Raw genomic sequence first — 20799 nt, 5'->3', positions numbered from 1 at the left:
CGAGCTGAATCGATGAATCTGACTGAACCCCGCGAACTGGCCCCTTTGCTGGAGGCCTTTCTCCTGGCCTCGGGTAAACCGCAATCTTTGGAGCGCCTGTTCGAGCTTTTTGAAGAAGCCGAACGCCCGGAGCCGCCGGTCTTCAAGAAAGCCCTGGAGATCCTGCGCAAGTCCTGCGAGGGCCGTGCCTTTGAACTGCGCGAAGTGGCGTCGGGTTACCGCCTGCAGATCCGTGAGAAGTTTTCGCCGTGGGTCGGGCGGTTGTGGGAAGAGCGCCCGCAGCGCTACTCCCGGGCGATGCTGGAGACCATGGCGCTGATCGCCTATCGCCAGCCCATCACCCGTGGCGAGATCGAAGACGTGCGTGGCGTGGCCGTGAACAGCAATATCGTCAAGACCCTGCTGGAACGCGAGTGGATCCGCATTGTTGGCTACCGCGATGTGCCGGGCAAACCGGCGATGTTCGCCACCACCAAGGTGTTCCTCGATCACTTCAACCTGAAAAACCTCGACGACCTGCCACCCCTGGCCGAGCTGCGGGAAATGGAAGCCGAGCCGGTGCTCGACTTCGACGACGCGCCGGTGCCGCAAAGCCTGCAGGAGCTGGCCGACGCCAGCGCCGAGCCCTTGGAACCCAAGGACGAGACCAGTTTCCATACGCTGTTGCTGGAGCTGGACGACATGGAGCAGGGCATCAAGACCGACTTCGACGATTTGCTGCGTGATGGTGCGGAGCAGCCGCAAACCCAGGTGAACGTTGAATCCGAGCCTGAGGTCCAAACCGAGGAAGATATTCTCGGCGTGGCCGAGGCTCGGGAAAAACTCCTGGCCGCTGTTGCTGCTCTTGAACAGCCGCCTTTGAGCGACGAAGAAGACGAAGCTCGGGCGCTGGCCGAGGCCATCGAAAACGAACGTCGCCAACTCGAAGACTGACCGGCTCTGACGTTCACCGCGCAACCCATGTGGGAGCTGGCTTGCCTGCGATGCAGACACCTCGGTGTTTCAGATGCAAGGAGGTGATGCCATCGCAGGCAAGCCAGCTCCCACAGAGGATCGACCATGAGTGCTATGAAAGACCCGTGCATCAGCATCTGCAAATTCAACGACGACATCTGCGTCGGCTGTGGCCGCAGCAAGCGTGAAATCCGTGCCTGGAAGAAACTCGATAAAGCTGACAAACGCACAGTATTGGCCGAAGCCGAGCTGCGATTGCTGGCCCTGGGGGCCACCGGTCGGCGGAAAAGCAAATGAGCTGGGCGTTATCGACTAGTCTGTGATGCGCAACACGCGCCATGCGCGTATGATTCGCGACCCCTTGGCGAGCTATTCGGCCAAGGCCCCGCTTTCAATACCCCTCAGGCCACGCCTGAATCGACCCACCGGGAGGTGCTTACGATGAATGACCAAGACCAGAAAGACCAGGAAATCGGCCCAGCAGGCGAAAAACTGCAAAAGGTGCTGGCGCGTATCGGCGTGGGCTCGCGCCGCGACGTCGAAGCCTGGATCACCCAGAAGCGCATCAAGGTCAACGGCGTCGAGGCCACCCTCGGCCAGCGCGTCGACCTGCACGATGCAATCACCATTGATGGCAAGGTCATCAAGCGTGAAGAGGCCGCCGAATCGGTGCGCCGCGTGATCATGTACAACAAGCCCGACGGCGAGATCTGCACCCGTGACGACCCGGAAGGCCGTCCGACCGTGTTCGACAAGATGCCCAAGCCTAAAGAAGGCCGCTGGATCAACATCGGCCGCCTGGACATCAACACCACCGGCTTGCTGATGTTCACCACTGACGGTGAGTTGGCCAACCGCCTGATGCACCCGTCCTACGAGATGGACCGCGAATACGCCGTGCGTGTGCGTGGTGAAGTCGATGACGAGATGATCGAACGCCTCAAGGCGGGCGTGGTGCTCGAAGACGGCCCGGCCAAGTTCACCGACATCAAGCAGGCGCCAGGTGGAGAAGGTTTCAACCACTGGTACCACTGCGTGGTGATGGAAGGCCGTAACCGTGAAGTGCGTCGCCTGTGGGAGTCCCAGGGCCTGGTGGTCAGCCGCCTCAAGCGCGTGCGTTTTGGCCCTGTGTTCCTGAACTCCGACCTGCCGATGGGCCGCTGGCGCGAAATGAGCCAGTACGAAGTCGATATCCTCAGTGCCGAAGTGGGCCTGACGCCGGTTGCCATGCCTCAGATGAACGCCAAGAGCAAAGACAAGCTTGAGCGTATGCAGCGTAAATCGTCGCGCCCGGTGCCACGTACCGAACGTGTTGCCCGCACCCTGCGCCCTGCGCTGGATGCACCGGCCACCGGCGGTCGTATCTCGCGTCAGCCGCACATTGAAGGCGAGCGCCGCCCTACCGCGCCATCGCGTCAGGAAGGTGAGCGTGCGCCACGTACGCCACGTCCTGCCCCGGCGGGTGGTCGCAGCAACCGTGGTGAGGATCGCCCGGCCGATAACGCCAGCACCAAGCGTCCAGCCAAGCCAGCGGCGAACAAGCGCCCTGGGCCGAAACTGGTCGCGGACGAGCCGTCGGGCAAGCGCCGTGGCGCACCGGCCGGTTCCGGCCAGCGTCCTGGCTTCGGTCGCAAGAAGCCGCAGTGATGCGTTAAGCGCTGCACAAAAACGCCAACCCTAGGGTTGGCGTTTTTTTTCAACTTGAATTTGAAATGCAACCCACTGTGGGAGCTGGCTTGCCTGCGATAGCGGTGGGTCAGTCACCTTTATGCTAACTGACCCACCGCTATCGCGGGCAAGCCCGGCTCCCACAGGGATCTCTACACGTCTGACGGTCTTTTAAAAGGCAAAGGCGCCATCAAACACCGGCTTGTCATCCAGCGCCAACACTCCACTGGCGAAGATCAGGTCCAGGTGATGACTGCCTTTCTGCCCGCCACCCAAGCCCAGGTGCAACCCGCAATGGCGCTCTTCAAACCCGGCATTGCGCGCATACAGGTCCTTGACCCCTTCATTGGTACCAATCCCCAATTCCTCTACGCGACGGTTGGACGGGTTGGCATTCAGGTACTTGTTGAAATCATCCGCCAGCCCCGGCACATCACTGGCCACGCTGCAAACGGTGGAGTTTTCGATCCATAACTCCAGCGGTGATTGCAGCACGCCGTATTTGCGTGCAAAGGGGATGGTGCTGAGGAAGGTGCCGACAAACCGTACCTGGCCGTTGATGGCTTCGCTGTGAGTGGCGATTTCGCCGGGGGCCAGGTCATGGTTGCCGACGCCGTTGATATTGGTCCACTTCTTGATGCTGCTCATCGGCGCTTCCAGGCGTGAACCGTGTTTATCGGTAAAGCTCAGCACGTTGGCCTGGGCCATGCGCCGGATCAGCGTGGCGTTGAGGTCGGCGATGCGTTGGGGCTCGACGCTGAAGGTGTCGTAGAAATAGTCGCCGTAATCCTTGAACAGCAGGGATTTTTTCCAGTGCTCGGCCATCACGCCTTGCAGGGCGCGGATAAAGTCCGGGCCTTCGGCGCGGGGGTTGGGCAGCGTGGAGGAATCGTAGAGAAACAGGTACAGGTCACAGGTTTGAATGGCTTGGGCCAGGGTGTCACTGGGCGCCAGGTCCAGGCGTTGCAGTTGGAAGTTGAAGCGGGCGGCGCTGCCGTGGGTGATCGCCTGGGCGATGGCGTCATAGCGCTCGGTATGGCCCAGCAACACGGTGGGGCGGTTCAGGCCGTTGAGGGCCGGGTGGTGCGCAAGGTAGTAGAGAAAGTGTTCGACGGCGCGGGCCTTGTCCATGACGGGTGTCCTTCTGTGCCTTGGGTAAGGGGGCAGGCGCCGTGCACAGCGCCTGCCGGATGCCTGCCGGGTATTAGAAAGGCCACATCGCGGTGCCAAAAGGCACAACGGCATCGGCTTGCATCATTTCAACGGCGGCCTCATGGGTCGGCGCTTCAAACCAATCGTCGAGTTGCAGTTCGGTTTCCAGGTCGTTTTCCAGTGCTTGCATGGTGTATCTCCTAGAGGACGTTGATTGAGAACGGCTCACCCACGGGCTTCGCGGGCAAGTGCAAAGAACCTAGAAGAGAGTGTTTCGAAATGCAAAAAATTTATTGACACGGTTTCATTTGGATTTTTTCTTCTGTTTTTTGGCGGATTTTTTTATCCAGGCAAAACAGTGAATTGGCTGAAGCGATTCTTCAGACGTTGCCTACCGACAGAATTCCGTTGAGGGCTGCCAAAGTCTGGTTGTAACGCAGATTTTCCGGGGTGTAACGACAGGTTTACGCAACTGCCCCGGCTTTGTTGGACGTCGCACTGATGTAAGCATTAGCTGACAGAATCGCCTATGCACATTCGCGGTGCGTGCCGAAGCTGTCGAGCGGTGTACAATGCGCCGCGTTTTACTGTGACCCCCCTTGCGTACCCACGCAAAAGGCCTAGACCTCAGGGTTTGATTCCCCTGATCACTCCGCCTGGCCACGAGCCGGACGGGTTCGATTTCGTCACAGATAAAAACAAACAGGTGACGCATGACCATTAGAAAGACGCTGTACTCCTGGTGCCTGCGCTGGGGTTTGAGCGGCGCTGCTTGAGTCGGTAATTCAAGGCAGCAACCTGCATTCACCTCTTCAAACCTTGCGTGAGACCCTTTTCATGAGTGGACCCCATTCTTCTTCAGGCGAGCTGAAACGCGGCCTGAAAAACCGGCATATCCAGTTGATCGCCCTCGGTGGCGCCATCGGCACCGGCCTGTTCCTGGGCTCGGCCGGGGTGCTCAAATCCGCCGGCCCGTCGATGATCCTGGGCTATGCCATCTGCGGCTTTATCGCCTTCATGATCATGCGCCAGCTTGGCGAAATGATCGTCGAGGAGCCGGTCGCCGGCTCCTTCAGCCACTTTGCCCACAAGTACTGGGGCGGTTTCGCCGGCTTCCTGTCGGGCTGGAACTGCTGGATTCTGTACATTCTGGTGGGCATGTCGGAGCTGACGGCCGTCGGCAAGTACGTGCACTACTGGTGGCCCGAGATCCCGACCTGGGTCTCGGCGGCGGCGTTCTTCGTGCTGATCAACGCGATCAACCTGGCCAACGTCAAAGTCTTCGGTGAGGCCGAGTTCTGGTTCGCCATCATCAAGGTGGTGGCGATCGTCGGCATGATTGCCCTGGGCAGCTACCTGCTGGTCAGCGGCAGCGGCGGCCCGCAAGCCTCGGTCAGCAACCTGTGGGAGCATGGTGGTTTCTTCCCCCATGGCGTCGGCGGCTTGGTGATGGCCATGGCGATCATCATGTTCTCCTTCGGTGGCCTGGAAATGCTCGGCTTTACCGCTGCCGAAGCCGACCAGCCACGTACCGTGATCCCCAAGGCGATCAATCAGGTGATCTATCGCATCCTGATTTTCTACATCGGTGCGCTGGTGGTTTTGCTGTCGCTCACCCCGTGGGACAGCCTGCTGGCCACCCTCAACGCTTCCGGTGATGCCTACAGCGGTAGCCCGTTCGTGCAGGTGTTCTCGATGCTGGGCAGTAACACCGCCGCGCATATCCTCAACTTCGTGGTGCTGACGGCCGCGCTGTCGGTGTACAACAGCGGTACCTACTGCAACAGCCGCATGCTCTTGGGCATGGCTGAGCAGGGCGACGCGCCCAAGGCCCTGGCGAAGATCGACAAGCGCGGCGTGCCGGTGCGTTCGATCCTGGCCTCGGCGGCGATCACCCTGGTGGCGGTGCTGATGAACTACCTGATGCCCCATGACGCGCTGGAACTGCTGATGTCGCTGGTGGTGGCCACGTTGGTGATCAACTGGGCGATGATCAGCTTCTCCCACTTCAAGTTCCGCCAGCACATGAACCGCACCGGCCAGGTGCCGCTGTTCAAGGCGCTGTGGTACCCGTATGGCAACATCATCTGTGTGGCGTTCGTGGTGTTTATCCTGGGCACCATGTTGATGATCCCAGGCATTGACCGCTCGGTGTACGCGATCCCGGTGTGGGTGGCGTTCATGGGCGTTTGTTACTGGGTCAAGAACAGGCGGGCGCAGCAGTCCGTCGCAGTCCAAGCCTTGACGGCGAAGTAAGGCCGTATACTGCGCTAAATGTGGGAGCTGGCTTGCCTGCGATAGCATCACCGCGGTGTACCTGTTACACCTCGGTGCCTGCATCGCGGGCAAGCCCGACTCCCACACAAGCCCGCTCCCACATTTTTGACCGCGCTCGGCTTGAGGGGCGTATCTCTAAGCTTTCCTACCAAGGCTCGCGTTTTCCATGCTGGTGATTTCCAACAACGTACACTTGCCCGATGCCGAGATCGAGCTGACCGCCATTCGTGCCCAGGGTGCGGGTGGGCAGAACGTCAATAAAGTGTCGAGTGCGGTGCACCTGCGGTTTGATATTCCGGCCTCGTCGTTGCCAGAGTTCTACAAGGAGCGCCTGCTGGCGCTGCGTGACAGCCGGATCACCAGCGAAGGCGTGCTGGTGCTCAAGGCCCAGCAATATCGCACCCAAGAGCAGAACCGCGCCGATGCGCTGGAGCGCCTGGTGGAGTTGATCCAGAGCGCCACCAAGGTCGAGAAAAAACGCCGTCCGACCAAGCCTACCCTGGGCTCGAAGAAGCGACGCCTGGAATCCAAGACCAAGCGTGGCAGCATCAAGGCCGGGCGCGGCAAGGTCGACTTCTAGGCATCGCGTGTTTCGCGGGCCTTGGGCGCCTGGCGGTACAGGTAGATGCTCAGCAGCAAACCGGCGAAAGCGGCAAGGGCGGCGAACAGGAAGATCGAGGCAAAGCCAAAACCTGCCGCCACGGCGCCCGCCAGTGGCCCGGTGATGCCCAAAGACAAGTCGATAAACAGTGAATAGGCGCCCACCGCCGAGCCGCGGCTGGAAGCCGGCACCAGGTTGACCGCCTCTACCCCCAACGCCGGGAACACCAGGGAAAAGCCGAAACCGCTCAACGCCGCACCCGCCAACGCCAGCTGGGCATCCGGCGCCAGCCACAGCAACAGCAGGCCCAGCACTTCCACCGACAGGCAGGCGATGGCGACGCGAAAACCGCCAATGCGGTTGATCAAATTGCCAAACAGCAAACGCGCGCCGATAAAACTGGCACCGAACAGGCTCAAGGCCCACACCGCGTTATCCCAGTGCTGGGTGCTGTAATACAGCGTGATAAAGGTGGCGATGGTGCCAAAGCCGATGGAGCCCAGCGCCAGCGCGCAACCATGGGGCAGCACACGGCCCAGCACATTCATGAACGGCAACCGGATGCCGGGCACAATCGGCGCGGCTTGTTTTTTCCAGGCCAACAGCACGCCCAGCACGGCCAATAGAATGATGCTGACGCCCATGCTCCACAGCCCCAACTGGCTGACCAGAAGCACCCCCAACGGCGCACCGACCGCCAGCGCGCCGTAGCTGGCGATGCCGTTCCAGGAAATAACCTTGGCCGTGTTCGCCGCGCCGACGCGGCCAATGCCCCAGCCAATCGCGCCCGAACCCACCAGGCTTTCGGCGCTGCCCAACACCAGTCGACCGATCAGCAGGCAGCCGAGGCTGAAGGCCGGCAGGCTGGAAAACCACGCCGCCAGCAACATGAATACGCCGCTCAAACCGCAGCCCACCAGGCCGATCAGCACGGCGCGCTTGCTGCCCAGGTTGTCGATGATCTTGCCGGCATAGGGGCGGCTCAGCAAGGTAGCCAGGTATTGCACGCTGATCACCAGCCCGGCGATAACGGCGCCATAGCCCAGTTGGCTATGCACATAACCGGGCAATACGGCCAGGGGGATGCCGATATTCAGGTAGCCGATAAAGGTAAACAGCACGATGGAAACGACTTGCAGCGTGACCGCCTTGGGGCGCTGGGTATCTGGCATGGGAGAGATCCACTGTCGCAGCAGGTAAAGATAGGCTGCTAATGATACCGGCGCTCAGGCCGGGCAGGGCGGCAAAAATGTAAAACGTCGGATCGAAAGCCGATCAAGCTTGGGCGGGGGCCAGCAATTGGGTGGTCACCAGGGCCGCCAGGGCGTTTTCCTGAGTGCCAAAGCGCTTGAGCAGTGCCGCTTGTTTGTCGGCGCTGAGGCGGTTCCAGACCTCGACCATCTGCAAGGCAGCGTCGAGTACAGCGGCGTCCGGCGTGTCGGAAGGGGAGGTGGTCATAGGGAAGGTCTCGATGATTCAGGCAGTGTGGAAAGCGCTCAAAGGCGCGCTTTCCACACGGTCTGGTACGGCGTCAGTCCCGGCTTTCGCGCTCGACTGGTTTTGCTTCTTTGGCCTCAGGCTGCTTGTCGCTGGCCTGCTGCGGTGTTGGCTGCTCAGTTGGGTGCAGGCTTGGGAAGGGGAGATTAGGTATCTCGTGCATCGTGGTCGCTCCTCGCAAGGTCTGTTTTTTCAATCGCAGGTGATTCCGCGCTCTCAAAAAGCCTTGGCAGGATACAGCACCGTAAATGACAAAAAGACTTTTATCTCGACTGTCTCGCCCATTTTTCTCCTAAAAGACTGTAGGAGCGGGCTTGCTCGCGAAAAGCGTCAACGATAACGCAGTGCGTCAGGTAGCCAGCGGTGTCTGTGCGAGCTTCGCGAGCGAGCTCGCTCCTACAAGGGATTTAGAACGGCACCTTGCCCAGGATCATGTCGCGGTACATCACAAAATCCCCCAGTAAGCTGTAGAACGGGTGTTGAAAGGTGGCAGGGCGGTTCTTTTCGAAGAAGAAGTGGCCAATCCAGGCAAAGCTGTAGCCCGCGAGCGGCAAGGCCAGCAGCAGAACCAATGAGCCTCTGCCGATGGCATAGGCGAGAATGCCGATCACCAGGGTGGTGCCGATAAAGTGCAGGCGTCGACAGGTGCTGTTGCCATGCTCGGCCAGGTAGTACGGGTAGAACTCGGCAAAACTGTTGAATTTCTTGATGTTTTCCACGGTCACCGGCCCTCTGGTTGTTGTGCCGCCAACGGGTGCGCGGCGGGGAGCTTATTTGAGTCTAGAGTGAACAGTGCTAACAGCCAGTGACAATAGATGCCACTTTAGTATCCTTGGCTTCCTGGCTGCCGTTTGAGCCTGCTTTCAATAAGAAGACGCCATGAGCGAACGAACAACTTCTGCAAGCTGGGCGATGGGCATCGTCAAGGCGCTGGAAATGGATGGCCTGGATTGCAGGGCCTTGTTCAAGCAGTTGGGCCTGGATTATGCGTCCCTCACTGACCCCGATGCGCGCTTCCCGCAAGACGCCATGACCCGCCTGTGGCAGCGTGCGGTGGAGGTGTCGGGCAACCCGGCGATTGGCCTGAACATGGGCAAGGTGGTGCGGCCTGCCTCGTTTCATGTTGCCGGTTATGCGTTGATGTCCAGCAACACCCTGGCCGAAGGCTTTATGCGCTTGGTGCGTTACCAGCGCATCATCGCCGAAAGCGCTGACTTGAGTTTCCGACTTTTACCCGAAGGCTATGCGTTGATTCTGACGGTGCATGGGGATCATCTGCCGCCCACCCGCCAAAGCGCCGAAGCCTCGCTGGCGAGCGCCCTCGCCCTGTGCGGCTGGCTCACCGGGCGCACTCTGCAACCGCGCAAAGTGCTGCTGCAAGGCGACCAGCCAGCGGACCTGGCGCCCTACCAACACGCCTTCCACGCGCCTTTGCAATTCAATGCGCCCTATGACGCGCTGATTTTCGAGCAGGCCGACATGGAGGCGCCGCTGCCCACGGCCAATGAAGCCATGGCGCTGTTGCATGATCGCTTTGCCGGTGAATACCTGGCGCGTTTTTCCGAAAGCCGCGTGACCCACAAGGCGCGTCAGGTGCTATGCCGCCTGCTGCCCCAAGGCGAACCCAAGCGCGAAGCGGTGGCGCAGACGTTGCACTTGTCCCAGCGTACCTTGCAGCGGCGGTTGCAGGAGGAGGGCACCAGCTTCCAGGCCTTGCTCGATGACACCCGGCGCGAACTGGCCGAGCAGTACCTGGCACAACCGGGCATGACCTTGCTGGAAATCGCCTACCTGTTGGGCTTTGCCGACCCGAGCAATTTTTTCCGCGCCTTTCGCCGCTGGTTCGATGCCACGCCCGGCGAATACCGGGCGCGCTTGCAGCAAATGTCGACCGTCAGTGACGCCAGAACGCCGGAATGCACAACACAAACACGGTGATGATCTCCAGGCGCCCCAACAACATGCCCAGGGACAGGATCCACTTGGCGGCATCCGGCAGCGTGGCGAAGTTGCCGGCCGGGCCGATGGTTTCGCCCAGGCCTGGGCCCACGCCGGATACGGTACTGGCGGCGCCGGTCAACGCGGTCATCCAGTCCACGCCCAGCAGTGACAGGGCCAGGGCGATCATGCAAATGGTGATGGCGAAGAAAAACGAAAAGGTCAGGATTGAGCGCACGATCTCTTCATCGAGGCGATGGCCGTTGTACTTCTGCTTGATCACCGCGCGCGGATGAATCAACTGATTCAAGTTGGCCTTGAGCAGGATGTAGGCCACCTGGAAACGGAAGATCTTGATACCGCCCGCGGTGGAGCCCGAGCAGCCGCCGATAAAGCCCAGGTAGAAGAACAGCATCAGTGAGAAGTTGCCCCACAGGCTGTAATCCCCCAGTGCAAAGCCGGTGGTGGTCACCACCGACGTCACGTTCAGCGCCACATGGCGCAAGGCATCAAGCCAATGCAGGTTGGTGGTCCACCAGTACCAGGTGCCGAGTACCAGCCAGGTCACCAGCAACAGGCCGAGCAAGCCTTGCACTTGCTGGTCCTTGATCAGCGCCCGACGGTTGCCGCGCAAGGTGGCCACGTACAGAGCGAACGGTAAGCTGCCCAGGATCATCACCACCACCGCCACCCAGTGCACCGCCGGTTGCTTCCAGTGGGCCAGGGACTCGTCCGAGGTGGAAAACCCACCGGTGGAAATCGCCGACATGGCATGGTTGATCGCATCGAACACACCCATCCCGGCCCACCAGAAGGCCAGGCTGCCGAAGATGGTGATGCCCACATACGCCGCCACGATCAGGCGCGCCACCATATGCGAGCGAGGCATGACCTTTTCCGAGCGGTCCGAGGACTCGGTCTGGAACAGGCGCATGCCACCAATGCGCAGCAGCGGCAGGATCGCCACCGCCATGCCGATAAAGCCGATACCGCCGAGCCAGTGCAGCAGCGAACGCCACATCAAAATGCCTGGCGACATGCTGTCCAGGCCGCTCAACACGGTGGCGCCCGTGGCCGTGATGCCGGACATGCTTTCAAAGAACGAGTCGGTGTAGCTGATGTGCTGGGTCAGCAAAAAGGGCAGGGCGGCGAAGATGCACACCACTACCCAGCTGCTGACCGTGAGCAGGTACATGTCCCTGGGGCGCAGGTGTACATGCTCTGGGCGGCCAGGGATGACCAGCGCCAAGCCGGCGATAAAGGTAATCAGGCTGGCCCACAGGAACGAGGGCAGGTCGCTGGTGCGTTCGAAGATCACCAGGGTCGCCATCGGGATCACCATGGCGACCGCAAGGGTGATCAGGAAGATGCCGATGATGAAACCGATGATACGCAGAGTCGGCAACGCCATGAAGTTCGCTCGGGTGATTGGGCTGAGGCGCCATTCTACCTGCGGTGCAGGTCTTGTAAACCAAGGGCTGCGGTGGTTTGGTGTCTACACAACTTCGCGGCGACGCTGAACCTGTGGCGAGGTAGTTTGCTCCCGTGACTGGCGCAGATCTCCCTGACACTTCCACGATCCAACTGTGGGAGCTGGCTTGCCTGCGATGGCGGCCTGCCAGCCGACACTTATTTACCTGACACGCCGCGGTCAAAACTGTGGGAGCGGGCTTGCTCGCGAAGGCGGCCTGACAGTCAACACAGTTGGATTGTGTACATATCCATTGCTGCGGTCACGGCTACTTGGGGTTCCGCCTGACGGCGGGTCACTTTGGAAAAGAGCCCCAAAGTAACCAAAGGGCTCTTGCCCCACCACTCGGCACCTCGCTTGGGCTCGGTGTGCCCGTAATCCGCCAGTGATTTGGGGGGCCGCCGCCACGCGCCATCCATGGCGCGGGGCGGCTAAACCGGCATCCCTGCCGGTTTACCCCCCAAATCCCTGTCGAATTCCGGCCAGCGTGGTTTAACGGGGCGCCTAAGATCAAAAGCAGATCAAGATCAAGAGCGGCTCGCTTCGCATCGTGGAGTGTGTGGCCGGGCGCGGTCAACTGTGGGAGCTGGCTTGCCTGCGAAGGTATCGACTCGGTGTGCCTGAATCACCGAGTTGTCTGGATCGCAGGCAAGCCAGCTCCCACAGGGATGGGTGCAGCAGTTACTGCGCGCATGAAAAAGGCGACCCGCGGGTCGCCTCTTTCAACTGCGCTTGATCAGAACTCGTGATCAGCGCTGTCCGGGTTCAGGTCGCTGATGCCCAGCTTGCCGGCAGCGGCTTCGATCGAGCCGGTCTGCTTGACCAGGGCGGCGATCGAGTCACGCACGATCTGGTTGCCCTTTTCATTGTCGGCGGCGATCAATTGGTCGTAGTGCTCGCCGTTGTTGGCGTGGTCAACCATCACCTGGATCTTCGCTTCGGTTGCCGCCAGGTCAGCCTTGAGGGCCGCGTCGGCTGCCGGGTCGGCCTTGGCCACCAGGGACGACAGGCTGGCGCCGGTCAGCTTGGTGCCGTCAACACGGGTGTATTCGCCCAGGTAGACGTTACGGATGCCCTTGGCGTCGTAGAAGTGCGAGTAATGGGTGTTGTCGCTGAAGCAGTCTTGCTCGTCTTCCGGCGAGTTGGCTTCCAGGGACACTTTCATGCGCTCCCCGGCGAGCTCGCCCAGGGACAGGCTGCCCATGCCGAACAGCATTTTACGCAGGCCGTCGGTGCCCGGTTCCGACTCCAGGGTGGCGCGGTAGTTGTCTTCGACGTTGGGCTTCCAGTTGTCGACCATTTCCTGCAGGTCGCTGACCAGCAGTTGGGTGACCGCACGCAGGTAAGTACGGCGACGCTCGTTGTGGCCGCCGGTTGCACCGTCACCGGTCATGTAGTCCGACGCCGGGCGGTTGCCCGCGCCTGGGCCGGTGCCGTTGAGGTCCTGGCCCCACAGCAGGAATTCGATGGCGTGGTAGCCGGTGGCGACGTTCGCTTCGGAACCGCCCAGCTCATTGAGGCTGGCGAGTTTTTCCGGGGTGATGTCCTTGACGTCGACCTTGTCTTCGCCCACCTGGATCTCGTTATTGGCGATGATGTTGGCGTTGGCGCCTGGGTTACCCAGCGCGTGCTCGTAGGACTTGTCGACGTAGTCGATCAGGCCTTCGTCCAGGGGCCAGGCGTTAACTTGGCCTTCCCAGTCGTCGATGATGGTGTTGCCGAAGCGGAACACTTCGCTCTGCAGGTAGGGTACGCGCGCGGCGATCCAGGCGGTACGGGCCGCTTTCAGGGTTTCGTCGTTCGGGTTGGCGAGGAAGGTGTCGATTGCAGTCTGCAGGGTTTTTGCGGTGGATTCGGCATCGCTGTACACCGCAAACACCATGTCTGCGTAGTGCGCGACCACGGCCTTGGCGGCCGCTTCGTCGACCTGGCCAGCCGGGGCAGCCGCCGGTGCGGTAGTGCTGGCGGCAGCGGGTGCCTGGGGCGCGGCGGCCTTGTCTTTACCTTCGCCGCAACCGGCGAGAGAAATGGCAATGGCCAGCAGACTGGCGGTGGCCAGGGGCATACGAATCATGGCGAACATCCTGCTTCGGTTGTTGATAGGGCGCGCGGGGAGCGCAAACGCTGCGACATAATGCGAAAGATTTGCATTTTGTGTAAAGGCTTATACGCGGGAAATATTGAGTATCGAAGTGTAAATTCAAAGACTCACGGCGTTATTGCGCTCTGACTGCTTCAAGTAAGCCGTCAACTCCCGGGCCTGCAGCGGTTTGCTGTAGTGATAACCCTGCCCTTCATGGCACCCCTCGGAGATGACGTAGGCCTCCTGTTCGGCAGTCTCCACCCCTTCGGCAATCACCTGCATGCCCAGGCTTTTGCCCAGTTGGATAATGGCGCGCACGATGGTTGCGTCATCGTCGTCGTCCTGCAGGTCCTGGACGAAGCTCTTGTCGATCTTGATCTTGTCCAGGGGCAGGCTCTTGAGATAACTCAAGGAGGAATAGCCGGTGCCGAAGTCATCAATGGCGATCAGTGCCCCGGAGCGGCGCAGGCTCAGCAGGTGCTGGGCGGCGGTGCTGATGTCTTCCATCAGGCCGGTCTCGGTCACTTCCAGCTCCAGGCTGCGCGGCGGCAGGCGATAGATCTGCATCAGGTTGTTGACCACCCGCGGCAACTCGGTGTGGTGCAGTTGCACGGTGGACAGGTTGACGGCCATGCGCAGCGCCGTGAAGCCCTGGTCATGCCATTCGCGCAATTGCCGGCACGCCTGGTCCAGCACCCATTCGCCAATGGGAATGATGGTGCCGTTCTGTTCCGCCAGCGGGATAAACAAGTCCGGCGGTACCAGCCCGTGTTCGGGATGTTGCCAGCGCAGCAGGGCTTCCACGCCCACCACGTGATGGTCGCGGTAGCTGATTTGCGGTTGGTACACCAGATGCAACTGCTCGCGGCTCAGGGCATCGCGCAGGTCTTTCTCCAATTCACGGCGCCGGCGCATTTCGCTGTCGACGCTGGCGATATAAAACTGGTAACGGTTGCGCGAGCGGCTCTTGGCCAGGGTCATGGTCTGCTCGGCTTTTTGCAGCAACTTCTCGGTGCTGTCGCCATCCTCCGGGAACAGCGTAATGCCAATGGTGGCGCGCAGGCGGATCAGGTCGTGGTCGAGGGCGAATTCAGCCTCCAGGTCATCGAGAATGCTTTGCGCCAGTTCGGCGGCTTCGTAGGGCTGGTCGATATCGGCTTGCACCAGGGCGAACTGGTCGCCGCCCAGGCGCGCGAGCGTACCCAGGCGGCCGCTGTGGGCGCGCAGGCGGTCGGCCAGGGCCAGCAGCAGTTTGTCGCCGGCCTGGTAGGTGAACTGCTCGTTGACGCTCTTGAAGTCATCCAGGCCCACGCACAACACTGCGACACGGCGTTGCCGGCGGCCAGCGTCCGTGAGGATCTTGTCCAGTTGCGCCTGCAACTTCTGGCGGTTCGGCAGGCCGGTCAGGAAGTCGTATTGGGCCATGCGCAACAGGCTCGATTCGGCTTCGTGGCGCAGGTGGGTATTGCGCTCGATGGATTCGAGCAATTGGTTGGCGGTGTTTATCCACTGCCCCAGTTCGTTGCGTTCGTGGCCCTTGAGCTGAGGGATCTTGTGCTCGCTGGGGCGGTCCGGGTTGATCGAGGTCAGGTGCTCGATCATCCGCGACAGCGGTTTGGTCAGCATCCAGTGATACACCAAGTACAGCACCAGCCCCATGGCGAGGGCGCGTAATACCCCCGAGATAAAGATGATGACCGAGCTGACCAGAAAGCTTCGGCCATAGGTGGCGGTGTCGAGGGTGATGCTCAGGTCGCCGTAATATTCGCTGTAGGGGCCCTTGCCCACCAGCGCAGTGGTAAAGGAGCGTTCCTGGCCCAGAATCAGGTCGGTCAACCAGCGGCTGGGGGACTGCTGTAAAGGGCGGCTTTTTTCCGCCAGCATGGTCTCGTTGGGGTGGCCGATAGAGGCCATGCGCACAGCGTCGTCCTGGAACAGACCTTCGATCACCTGCATGCCCATCTCGCGATCCAGGCTGTACACGGCCTGGGTCGAGGGGTCGCGAAACATGTCGAGGATGCGCTGGGCATCGCCCGCCACGGCCTGGCGCGTCTTGTAGGCATCAAAAACGATCTGCGCCACGCTCAGCGCCACACCCACTATCAAGGCCGACAGCAGCACAACCCGTAGCAACTTCACCGACAAGCTGTTCTTGAGTTCCAGCTTCAAAGGGGCATTCCTTGTCTCATGCGGGTGGCCGTCAATATGCCATGAGTATTGGCAATCTGGTGATGGCAGTCAAAGGGACATTGGGGCCTTGGCTTAATTGAGGTTGGGGCTGGATAAAAGCAGGTAGGCGCCCGCTGAGGTTCGGGCTTGTCATAAACAGGAAAGGGCAGGGGGCTGCAAGCCCGGCAGTAGAGAAGGCGGAGGCGATCCGCCTTCGAGTAGGCGACGATTTAAGAAAAATCGATCTTGCCCTGGGGCTCTTGCTGTTCCCCACCGATCTTGGAGCCTTCACTGGCCATGTCCAGGGCTTTGTTTGCCATGTCCAGGATCTTGTTTCCCGCGCCCACTACGCCGTTTGCCAGGTCCAGCCCTTTATCAACAACGCCCGCTACCATTGGGACTGCACCTGCAACCCCTGCTGCCATCGAAATAGGATCCATCGTCATGCTCCACATTGATTCAGGAGGGTTATTCCTCCTGACGTTTGTGTGGTCAATTGTTACTGTTGAGTTCCGGTATCTCTGGGCTGTCTGACTGGCGCGCATAAAAAAGCCCGGCAGTCGCCGGGCTCTTTCTACTGCAAGCGTTGCTTAGGCAGTGAAGACCTTGCCTTCGAACTGCTCAGCCACAAACTTCCAGTTGACCAGGTTCCAGAACGCTTCCACATACTTTGGACGCACGTTGCGGTAGTCGATGTAGTAGGCGTGTTCCCAGACGTCGCAGGTCAGCAGCGGGGTGTCGCCGTTGGTCAGCGGGTTGCCGGCGCCGATGGTGCTGGCCAGGGCCAGCGAACCGTCAGCCTTTTTCACCAGCCAGCCCCAACCGGAACCGAAGGTGCCGACCGAAGTCTTGGTGAACTCTTCCTTGAACTTGTCGAACGAACCGAACGCAGCGTTGATGGCGTCGCCAAGTGCGCCGGTTGGTTGGCCGCCGGCGTTTGGCGCCAGGCAGTTCCAGTAGAAGGTGTGGTTCCAGACCTGAGCGGCGTTGTTGAAGATGCCGCCCGAGGAAGACTTGACGATTTCTTCCAGGGTCTTGCCTTCGAACTCGGTGCCAGGCACCAGGTTGTTCAGGTTCACGACATAGGTGTTGTGGTGCTTGTCGTGGTGGTATTCCAAGGTTTCCTTGGAGATGTGCGGCTGCAGGGCATCGTGTGCGTAGGGCAGCGGCGGCAATTCGAAAGCCATGATGATTCTCCTAATCAGGTCAGTTGCGGTGAGCGCAAGGCCGATCACGGGCGGCCAAACATGCGCCGGGGAGTTTGTACTCTTTGCGGCGCAGGGGGCCGATCATAGCACCGGGGGTGCGGCATAACCACGCAACAACTGTGTGGGATAGAGGTTCCAGCGCGTTTTGGAATATTGCTCAGGCACTGATCAGTTGATAGGCCACCGAGAACATCATCGCGGCCACCAGCAGGTCCAGCAGTCGCCAGGTGGCCGGGCGTGCCAGCCAGGGCGCCAGCCATGCCGCGCCCAGCGCCAGGGTGGCGAACCACAGGAACGAAGCACTGGCTGCTCCGGCTACGTAGGCACCGGGTTCGGTTTGTTGCGCACCCAGGGAACCGATCAACAGGACGGTGTCCAGGTAGACATGGGGGTTGAGCAAAGTCACCGCTAGAGCACTCAGCAACACGGCGCGCAATGAGCGCGTCTTGAGGCTGTCGCTTTGGTCCAGGCTCTGTTTCGAGCAGGCCCTGCGCAGCGCGCATGCGCCGTACCAGAGCAAAAACGCTGCGCCGCCCCAGCGTGCCACCGCCAGCAGTATCGGGCTTTGCGCCAGCACGGTGGCCAACCCGAATACCCCAGCGGCCACAAGCAGTGCGTCGCAGATCACACACAGCGCCGCCACGGGTAAGTGATGTTCGCGGCGCAGGCTTTGCGCGAGCACGAATGCATTTTGGCTGCCGATTGCCATGATCAGCCCGAGGGCCACCAGCAAACCGTTCATATAGCTTTGCCACATAGAGGGAGATCCTTGTTGATGCTCAAACGATGCTGGCTATGGTGCCGCTCGAGGTTGTATAAGAAAAACCAATATTGCTGATCGCTCATTAGAGAAACTGATGTTCGACTATAAATTGCTTTCCGCCCTGGCGGCGGTGGTGGAACAAGCCGGCTTTGAGCGCGGTGCCCAGGTGTTGGGGCTGTCGCAGTCCGCCATCTCCCAACGCATCAAGCTATTGGAGGCGCGCGTCGGCCAGCCGGTGTTGATACGCGCCTCGCCGCCAACGCCCACCGATATCGGCCGGCGCCTGCTCAACCATGTGCAGCAGGTGCGTTTGCTGGAGCGTGACCTGCAAAGCCAGGTGCCGGCCCTGGACGAGGAGGGTATGCCCGAGCGCCTGCGCATTGCCCTGAATGCCGACAGCCTCGCCACCTGGTGGGCCGAGGCGGTCAGCGACTTCTGCGCCGAACAGCATTTGCTGCTGGACCTGGTGGTCGAAGACCAGACCGTGGGCCTCAAGCGCATGCGCGCCGGTGAAGTGGCGGCCTGCATTTGCGCCAGCGAGCGCCCCGTGGCCGGTGCCCGCAGCCTGTTGCTGGGCGCCATGCGTTATCGGGCGCTGGCCAGCCCGGCCTTTCTGGCGCGGCATTTTCCTGGGGGCGTGCGGGCCGACCAATTGGCGCGCACGCCTGCGCTGGTGTTCGGCCCGGATGATTTCCTGCAGCACCGCTACCTGGCGTCCCTGGGAGTGGACGGTGGTTTCGAACACCATCTATGCCCGTCATCCGAAGGCTTTATCCGCCTGACGGAAGCCGGCCTGGGCTGGGGCCTGGTGCCTGAATTGCAGGTGCGCGACCAGTTGGAAACCGGCGTATTGGTCGAGTTATTGCCAGATAAGCCCATCGATGTGCCGCTGTACTGGCATCATTGGCGCAGTGGCGGACAACTGTTGGGCTTGTTGACCGACCATCTGGCCGATGTGTGTGGCCATTGGTTGGTGCCGTTGGAGTGATGGCGCGCGTCAAGGCAACAGCGATGAAAAACGAAAGAACACGGAGTACGACATGAAAATTCTGGTCACCGGCGCAAGCGGCTTCATTGGCGGGCGCTTTGCGCGCTTCGCCCTTGAACAGGGCCTGGACGTGCGGGTCAACGGGCGGCGCGCCGAGGGTGTGGAGCACCTGGTACGGCGCGGTGCCGAGTTTATCCAGGGTGACTTGAATGACGCCGACCTGGTGCGCGACCTGTGCCGCGATGTCGAAGCCGTGGTGCATTGCGCCGGCGCCGTCGGGCTGTGGGGCAAGTACCAGGACTTTCACCAGAACAACGTGCTGGTCACCGAAAACGTCGTCGAAGCCTGCCTGAAACAGCGCGTCGGGCGCCTGGTGCACCTGTCGTCGCCGTCGATCTACTTTGACGGTCGCGACCACCTGGGGCTCACCGAAGAACAAGTGCCCAAGCGTTTCAAACATCCCTATGCCGCCACCAAGTACCTGGCCGAGCAGAAGGTGTTCGGCGCCCAGGAATTCGGCCTGGAAGTGATAGCCCTGCGCCCGCGCTTCGTCACCGGGGCCGGCGATATGAGCATCTTCCCGCGCCTGCTGAAAATGCAGCGCAAGAACCGCCTGGCGATCGTCGGCGACGGCTTGAACAAAGTCGACTTCACCAGTGTGCACAACCTTAACGAGGCGCTGCTCAGCAGTTTGCTCGCCACCGGCTCGGCGCTGGGCAAAGCCTACAACATCAGCAACGGCGCACCGGTGCCGATCTGGGATGTGGTGAACTACGTGATGCGGCAAATGGAGCTGCCCCAGGTGACCCGTTACCGCTCCTACGGTGTGTCTTACAGCGTGGCGGCCTTGAATGAAGCCTTCTGCGCGATGTGGCCGGGGCGGCCGGAACCGGCATTGTCGCGCCTGGGCATGCAGGTGATGAACAAAGATTTCACCCTCGACATCAGCCGCGCCAGGCATTATCTCGACTACGAGCCCAAGGTCAGCCTGTGGGCCGCGCTTGACGAGTTCTGCAGCTGGTGGAAAGCCCAGGACCCGGGCCGCCAATAAGCTCATAAGCAGCAACACTTCGGGAACCCAATTCCAGGTTCCGAGTCGATCCATGCGCCGGGAGTGCGGTTTATACTCCTGCCGCTCGGCTTTGCAGCCAGCCATCTCATTGATTCAGGGTAGATTCATGCGTAACGATGCTAAAGACGACTTCGACAACGTTCCCAGCCTGCGGGCCGATAGTGGGGATGACGATGATTTCGTGCCGACCCCTGCGACTTCGGTGCGTTCGCGAACGACGCCCGTGGTCAAGGTCAAGAGCGCCAGCACCGGCCCGTTGTGGGCACTGGTCGGCGCGCTGTTGATCGCTTTCGCGGGCCTGGCCTGGTGGAGCTTTCAGCAGATCTCCCTGATGGGCCAGCAGTTGGTCGCCACCCAGGAAAGCTTTGCCCGCATCAGCGAGGAAGCGGCGGGGCGCCTGCAGGCGATTTCCGGCAAGGTCGTGGCCAGCGAAGCCAATGTAAACAACGGCAGCGAAGCCTTGAAGCTGCAGATCAAGCAGCTGGAAGCCCAGTTGCAGGAGCAGGGCAAGCAACAGTTGGGCGTCGCGGGTCAAGCCACCGAACTGGACAGCCGCCTGGCGCAGATGAGTGCCAGCACCACCGAACTGACAGCGGCCAACACCAAGCTGCAAGGCCAGGTGCAGGCCCTTACCGACGCAGTCGCCAGCCTCACGGCAGCGCAGGCCGAGGTCAAGGGCTTGGCCACCGATGTGGCAGCGTTGAAGAAACAAGGCAACCCAAGCGCGGCCATCGCCCGTCTCGAGCAGGACCTGCTGGTACTCAAGAGCGCCCAGGAAAACCAGCCGGCCAATATCGACGCGCCGACCAACAAGGAATTCGACGTGTTCCGCATCCAGACCACGCGCAATATCACCACCTTGCAGAGCCAGGTGCAGACCTTGAATCAGCGTCTCAATGCGCCGGCAGCGGCCACACCACTGAGCCAATGACCGCAAATCGTCCTATGTAGGAGCGAG

The 20799-nt window shown here is 60.9% G+C and carries 20 protein-coding genes; 9 read left to right on the top strand and 11 right to left on the bottom strand.

Features of this window, described 5'->3' with window-relative positions; translation table 11 throughout:
• Positions 1 to 12 precede the first annotated feature (12 nt).
• The 3 genes from scpB (at position 13) to rluB (ending at position 2601) form a co-directional block, all read left to right on the top strand.
• Positions 13 to 933 carry an SMC-Scp complex subunit ScpB gene (gene scpB / locus HU731_RS09480; protein ID WP_186607919.1) on the top strand — a complete coding sequence of 307 codons (921 nt, stop codon included), beginning with the start codon at positions 13 to 15 and terminating at the stop codon, positions 931 to 933.
• Between the two features lie 126 nt (positions 934 to 1059).
• Complete coding sequence (locus HU731_RS09475) at positions 1060 to 1251, top strand: DUF1289 domain-containing protein (RefSeq protein ID WP_034128540.1); 192 nt, start codon at positions 1060 to 1062, stop codon at positions 1249 to 1251.
• A gap of 144 nt (positions 1252 to 1395) precedes the next feature.
• Positions 1396 to 2601 (top strand): 23S rRNA pseudouridine(2605) synthase RluB, encoded by a 1206-nt coding sequence (gene rluB, locus HU731_RS09470; protein WP_038451308.1) that lies wholly within the window; start codon positions 1396 to 1398, stop codon positions 2599 to 2601.
• A 192-nt stretch (positions 2602 to 2793) separates the two neighbouring features.
• Here rluB and HU731_RS09465 read toward each other — a convergent pair whose 3' ends face one another.
• Together HU731_RS09465 and HU731_RS09460 are read right to left on the bottom strand one after the other, a co-directional pair.
• A complete protein-coding gene (locus HU731_RS09465; RefSeq protein ID WP_186607920.1) occupies positions 2794 to 3753 on the bottom strand; it encodes a CgnE/CgnB domain-containing protein in 960 nt (319 codons plus the stop codon).
• A 73-nt stretch (positions 3754 to 3826) separates the two neighbouring features.
• Entirely contained in the window at positions 3827 to 3964 is a 138-nt protein-coding gene (locus tag HU731_RS09460) for a hypothetical protein (RefSeq protein ID WP_003175756.1), read from the bottom strand.
• A gap of 647 nt (positions 3965 to 4611) precedes the next feature.
• On the opposite strand from HU731_RS09460, the gene HU731_RS09455 reads away from it, so the two are divergent.
• Positions 4612 to 6030 carry an amino acid permease gene (locus HU731_RS09455; RefSeq protein ID WP_032895559.1) on the top strand — a complete coding sequence of 473 codons (1419 nt, stop codon included), beginning with the start codon at positions 4612 to 4614 and terminating at the stop codon, positions 6028 to 6030.
• A gap of 187 nt (positions 6031 to 6217) precedes the next feature.
• Complete coding sequence (gene arfB, locus HU731_RS09450) at positions 6218 to 6631, top strand: alternative ribosome rescue aminoacyl-tRNA hydrolase ArfB (RefSeq protein WP_032895560.1); 414 nt, start codon at positions 6218 to 6220, stop codon at positions 6629 to 6631.
• On the opposite strand, the gene HU731_RS09445 is transcribed toward arfB, so the two are convergent.
• The 3 genes from HU731_RS09445 to HU731_RS09435 all read right to left on the bottom strand — a co-directional run bounded on the left by HU731_RS09445 (position 6628) and on the right by HU731_RS09435 (position 8868).
• Positions 6628 to 7824, bottom strand: a complete 1197-nt coding sequence (locus HU731_RS09445) for an MFS transporter (protein WP_186607921.1) — start codon at positions 7822 to 7824, stop codon at positions 6628 to 6630. The two genes, arfB and HU731_RS09445, sit on opposite strands and share 4 nt — an antisense overlap.
• A gap of 103 nt (positions 7825 to 7927) precedes the next feature.
• The gene (locus HU731_RS09440; protein ID WP_054918213.1) at positions 7928 to 8110 is read right to left on the bottom strand and encodes a hypothetical protein; all 183 of its coding nucleotides are present in this window, start codon (positions 8108 to 8110) and stop codon (positions 7928 to 7930) included.
• A 446-nt stretch (positions 8111 to 8556) separates the two neighbouring features.
• Entirely contained in the window at positions 8557 to 8868 is a 312-nt protein-coding gene (locus HU731_RS09435) for an Mpo1-like protein (RefSeq protein WP_003193783.1), read from the bottom strand.
• Between the two features lie 160 nt (positions 8869 to 9028).
• Here HU731_RS09435 and HU731_RS09430 point away from each other — a divergent pair, with 160 nt between their 5' ends.
• Positions 9029 to 10087 (top strand): AraC family transcriptional regulator, encoded by a 1059-nt coding sequence (locus HU731_RS09430; RefSeq protein WP_186607922.1) that lies wholly within the window; start codon positions 9029 to 9031, stop codon positions 10085 to 10087.
• Here the strand turns inward: HU731_RS09430 and HU731_RS09425 are convergent.
• From HU731_RS09425 to HU731_RS09400, 6 genes are all read right to left on the bottom strand, one after another.
• The gene (locus tag HU731_RS09425) at positions 10044 to 11498 is read right to left on the bottom strand and encodes a TrkH family potassium uptake protein (RefSeq protein ID WP_186607923.1); all 1455 of its coding nucleotides are present in this window, start codon (positions 11496 to 11498) and stop codon (positions 10044 to 10046) included. The two genes, HU731_RS09430 and HU731_RS09425, sit on opposite strands and share 44 nt — an antisense overlap.
• Before the next feature lie 796 nt (positions 11499 to 12294).
• Positions 12295 to 13632: an imelysin family protein gene (locus tag HU731_RS09420; RefSeq protein WP_032895564.1), complete on the bottom strand. Its 1338-nt coding sequence runs from the start codon at positions 13630 to 13632 to the stop codon at positions 12295 to 12297.
• A 126-nt stretch (positions 13633 to 13758) separates the two neighbouring features.
• A complete protein-coding gene (locus HU731_RS09415) occupies positions 13759 to 15810 on the bottom strand; it encodes a putative bifunctional diguanylate cyclase/phosphodiesterase (protein ID WP_044267757.1) in 2052 nt (683 codons plus the stop codon).
• A 230-nt stretch (positions 15811 to 16040) separates the two neighbouring features.
• Entirely contained in the window at positions 16041 to 16250 is a 210-nt protein-coding gene (locus tag HU731_RS09410) for a hypothetical protein (RefSeq protein WP_186608628.1), read from the bottom strand.
• Positions 16251 to 16400: 150 nt separating this feature from the next.
• Positions 16401 to 16997 carry a superoxide dismutase gene (locus HU731_RS09405; protein WP_186608627.1) on the bottom strand — a complete coding sequence of 199 codons (597 nt, stop codon included), beginning with the start codon at positions 16995 to 16997 and terminating at the stop codon, positions 16401 to 16403.
• A gap of 178 nt (positions 16998 to 17175) precedes the next feature.
• Positions 17176 to 17775, bottom strand: a complete 600-nt coding sequence (locus HU731_RS09400) for a LysE/ArgO family amino acid transporter (protein ID WP_032895568.1) — start codon at positions 17773 to 17775, stop codon at positions 17176 to 17178.
• Between the two features lie 100 nt (positions 17776 to 17875).
• Here HU731_RS09400 and HU731_RS09395 point away from each other — a divergent pair, with 100 nt between their 5' ends.
• The 3 genes from HU731_RS09395 (at position 17876) to HU731_RS09385 (ending at position 20772) form a co-directional block, all read left to right on the top strand.
• Positions 17876 to 18769, top strand: coding sequence for a LysR family transcriptional regulator ArgP (locus HU731_RS09395; protein ID WP_047711650.1), 894 nt, complete (start codon positions 17876 to 17878; stop codon positions 18767 to 18769).
• A gap of 52 nt (positions 18770 to 18821) precedes the next feature.
• Positions 18822 to 19820, top strand: a complete 999-nt coding sequence (locus tag HU731_RS09390; protein WP_186608626.1) for an NAD-dependent epimerase/dehydratase family protein — start codon at positions 18822 to 18824, stop codon at positions 19818 to 19820.
• 127 nt (positions 19821 to 19947) lie between these two features.
• Positions 19948 to 20772 carry a coiled-coil domain-containing protein gene (locus tag HU731_RS09385; RefSeq protein ID WP_186608625.1) on the top strand — a complete coding sequence of 275 codons (825 nt, stop codon included), beginning with the start codon at positions 19948 to 19950 and terminating at the stop codon, positions 20770 to 20772.
• Positions 20773 to 20799: the final 27 nt, after the last annotated feature.

Origin of the sequence: Pseudomonas salmasensis, from assembly GCF_014268375.2 — a bacterium.
Taxonomy (GTDB): Bacteria; Pseudomonadota; Gammaproteobacteria; order Pseudomonadales; family Pseudomonadaceae; genus Aquipseudomonas; species Aquipseudomonas salmasensis.
Note: the sequence above shows the minus strand (reverse complement) of the source record. Positions and strands in the feature narration are given on the sequence as shown.

Bases quoted from the DNA above. Each gene is read 5' to 3' on its own strand.
- HU731_RS09400 (WP_032895568.1), bottom strand. From the start codon at position 17,775: ATGTGGCAAAGCTATATGAACGGTTTGCTGGTGGCCCTCGGGCTGATC.
- rluB (WP_038451308.1), top strand. From the start codon at position 1,396: ATGAATGACCAAGACCAGAAAGACCAGGAAATCGGCCCAGCAGGCGAA.
- arfB (WP_032895560.1), top strand. From the start codon at position 6,218: ATGCTGGTGATTTCCAACAACGTACACTTGCCCGATGCCGAGATCGAG.
- HU731_RS09420 (WP_032895564.1), bottom strand. From the start codon at position 13,632: ATGATTCGTATGCCCCTGGCCACCGCCAGTCTGCTGGCCATTGCCATT.
- HU731_RS09430 (WP_186607922.1), top strand. From the start codon at position 9,029: ATGAGCGAACGAACAACTTCTGCAAGCTGGGCGATGGGCATCGTCAAG.
- HU731_RS09440 (WP_054918213.1), bottom strand. From the start codon at position 8,110: ATGACCACCTCCCCTTCCGACACGCCGGACGCCGCTGTACTCGACGCT.
- HU731_RS09390 (WP_186608626.1), top strand. From the start codon at position 18,822: ATGAAAATTCTGGTCACCGGCGCAAGCGGCTTCATTGGCGGGCGCTTT.
- HU731_RS09425 (WP_186607923.1), bottom strand. From the start codon at position 11,498: ATGGCGTTGCCGACTCTGCGTATCATCGGTTTCATCATCGGCATCTTC.
- HU731_RS09475 (WP_034128540.1), top strand. From the start codon at position 1,060: ATGAGTGCTATGAAAGACCCGTGCATCAGCATCTGCAAATTCAACGAC.
- HU731_RS09395 (WP_047711650.1), top strand. From the start codon at position 17,876: ATGTTCGACTATAAATTGCTTTCCGCCCTGGCGGCGGTGGTGGAACAA.
- HU731_RS09445 (WP_186607921.1), bottom strand. From the start codon at position 7,824: ATGCCAGATACCCAGCGCCCCAAGGCGGTCACGCTGCAAGTCGTTTCC.
- scpB (WP_186607919.1), top strand. From the start codon at position 13: ATGAATCTGACTGAACCCCGCGAACTGGCCCCTTTGCTGGAGGCCTTT.
- HU731_RS09455 (WP_032895559.1), top strand. From the start codon at position 4,612: ATGAGTGGACCCCATTCTTCTTCAGGCGAGCTGAAACGCGGCCTGAAA.
- HU731_RS09405 (WP_186608627.1), bottom strand. From the start codon at position 16,997: ATGGCTTTCGAATTGCCGCCGCTGCCCTACGCACACGATGCCCTGCAG.
- HU731_RS09465 (WP_186607920.1), bottom strand. From the start codon at position 3,753: ATGGACAAGGCCCGCGCCGTCGAACACTTTCTCTACTACCTTGCGCAC.
- HU731_RS09410 (WP_186608628.1), bottom strand. From the start codon at position 16,250: ATGGATCCTATTTCGATGGCAGCAGGGGTTGCAGGTGCAGTCCCAATG.
- HU731_RS09385 (WP_186608625.1), top strand. From the start codon at position 19,948: ATGCGTAACGATGCTAAAGACGACTTCGACAACGTTCCCAGCCTGCGG.
- HU731_RS09460 (WP_003175756.1), bottom strand. From the start codon at position 3,964: ATGCAAGCACTGGAAAACGACCTGGAAACCGAACTGCAACTCGACGAT.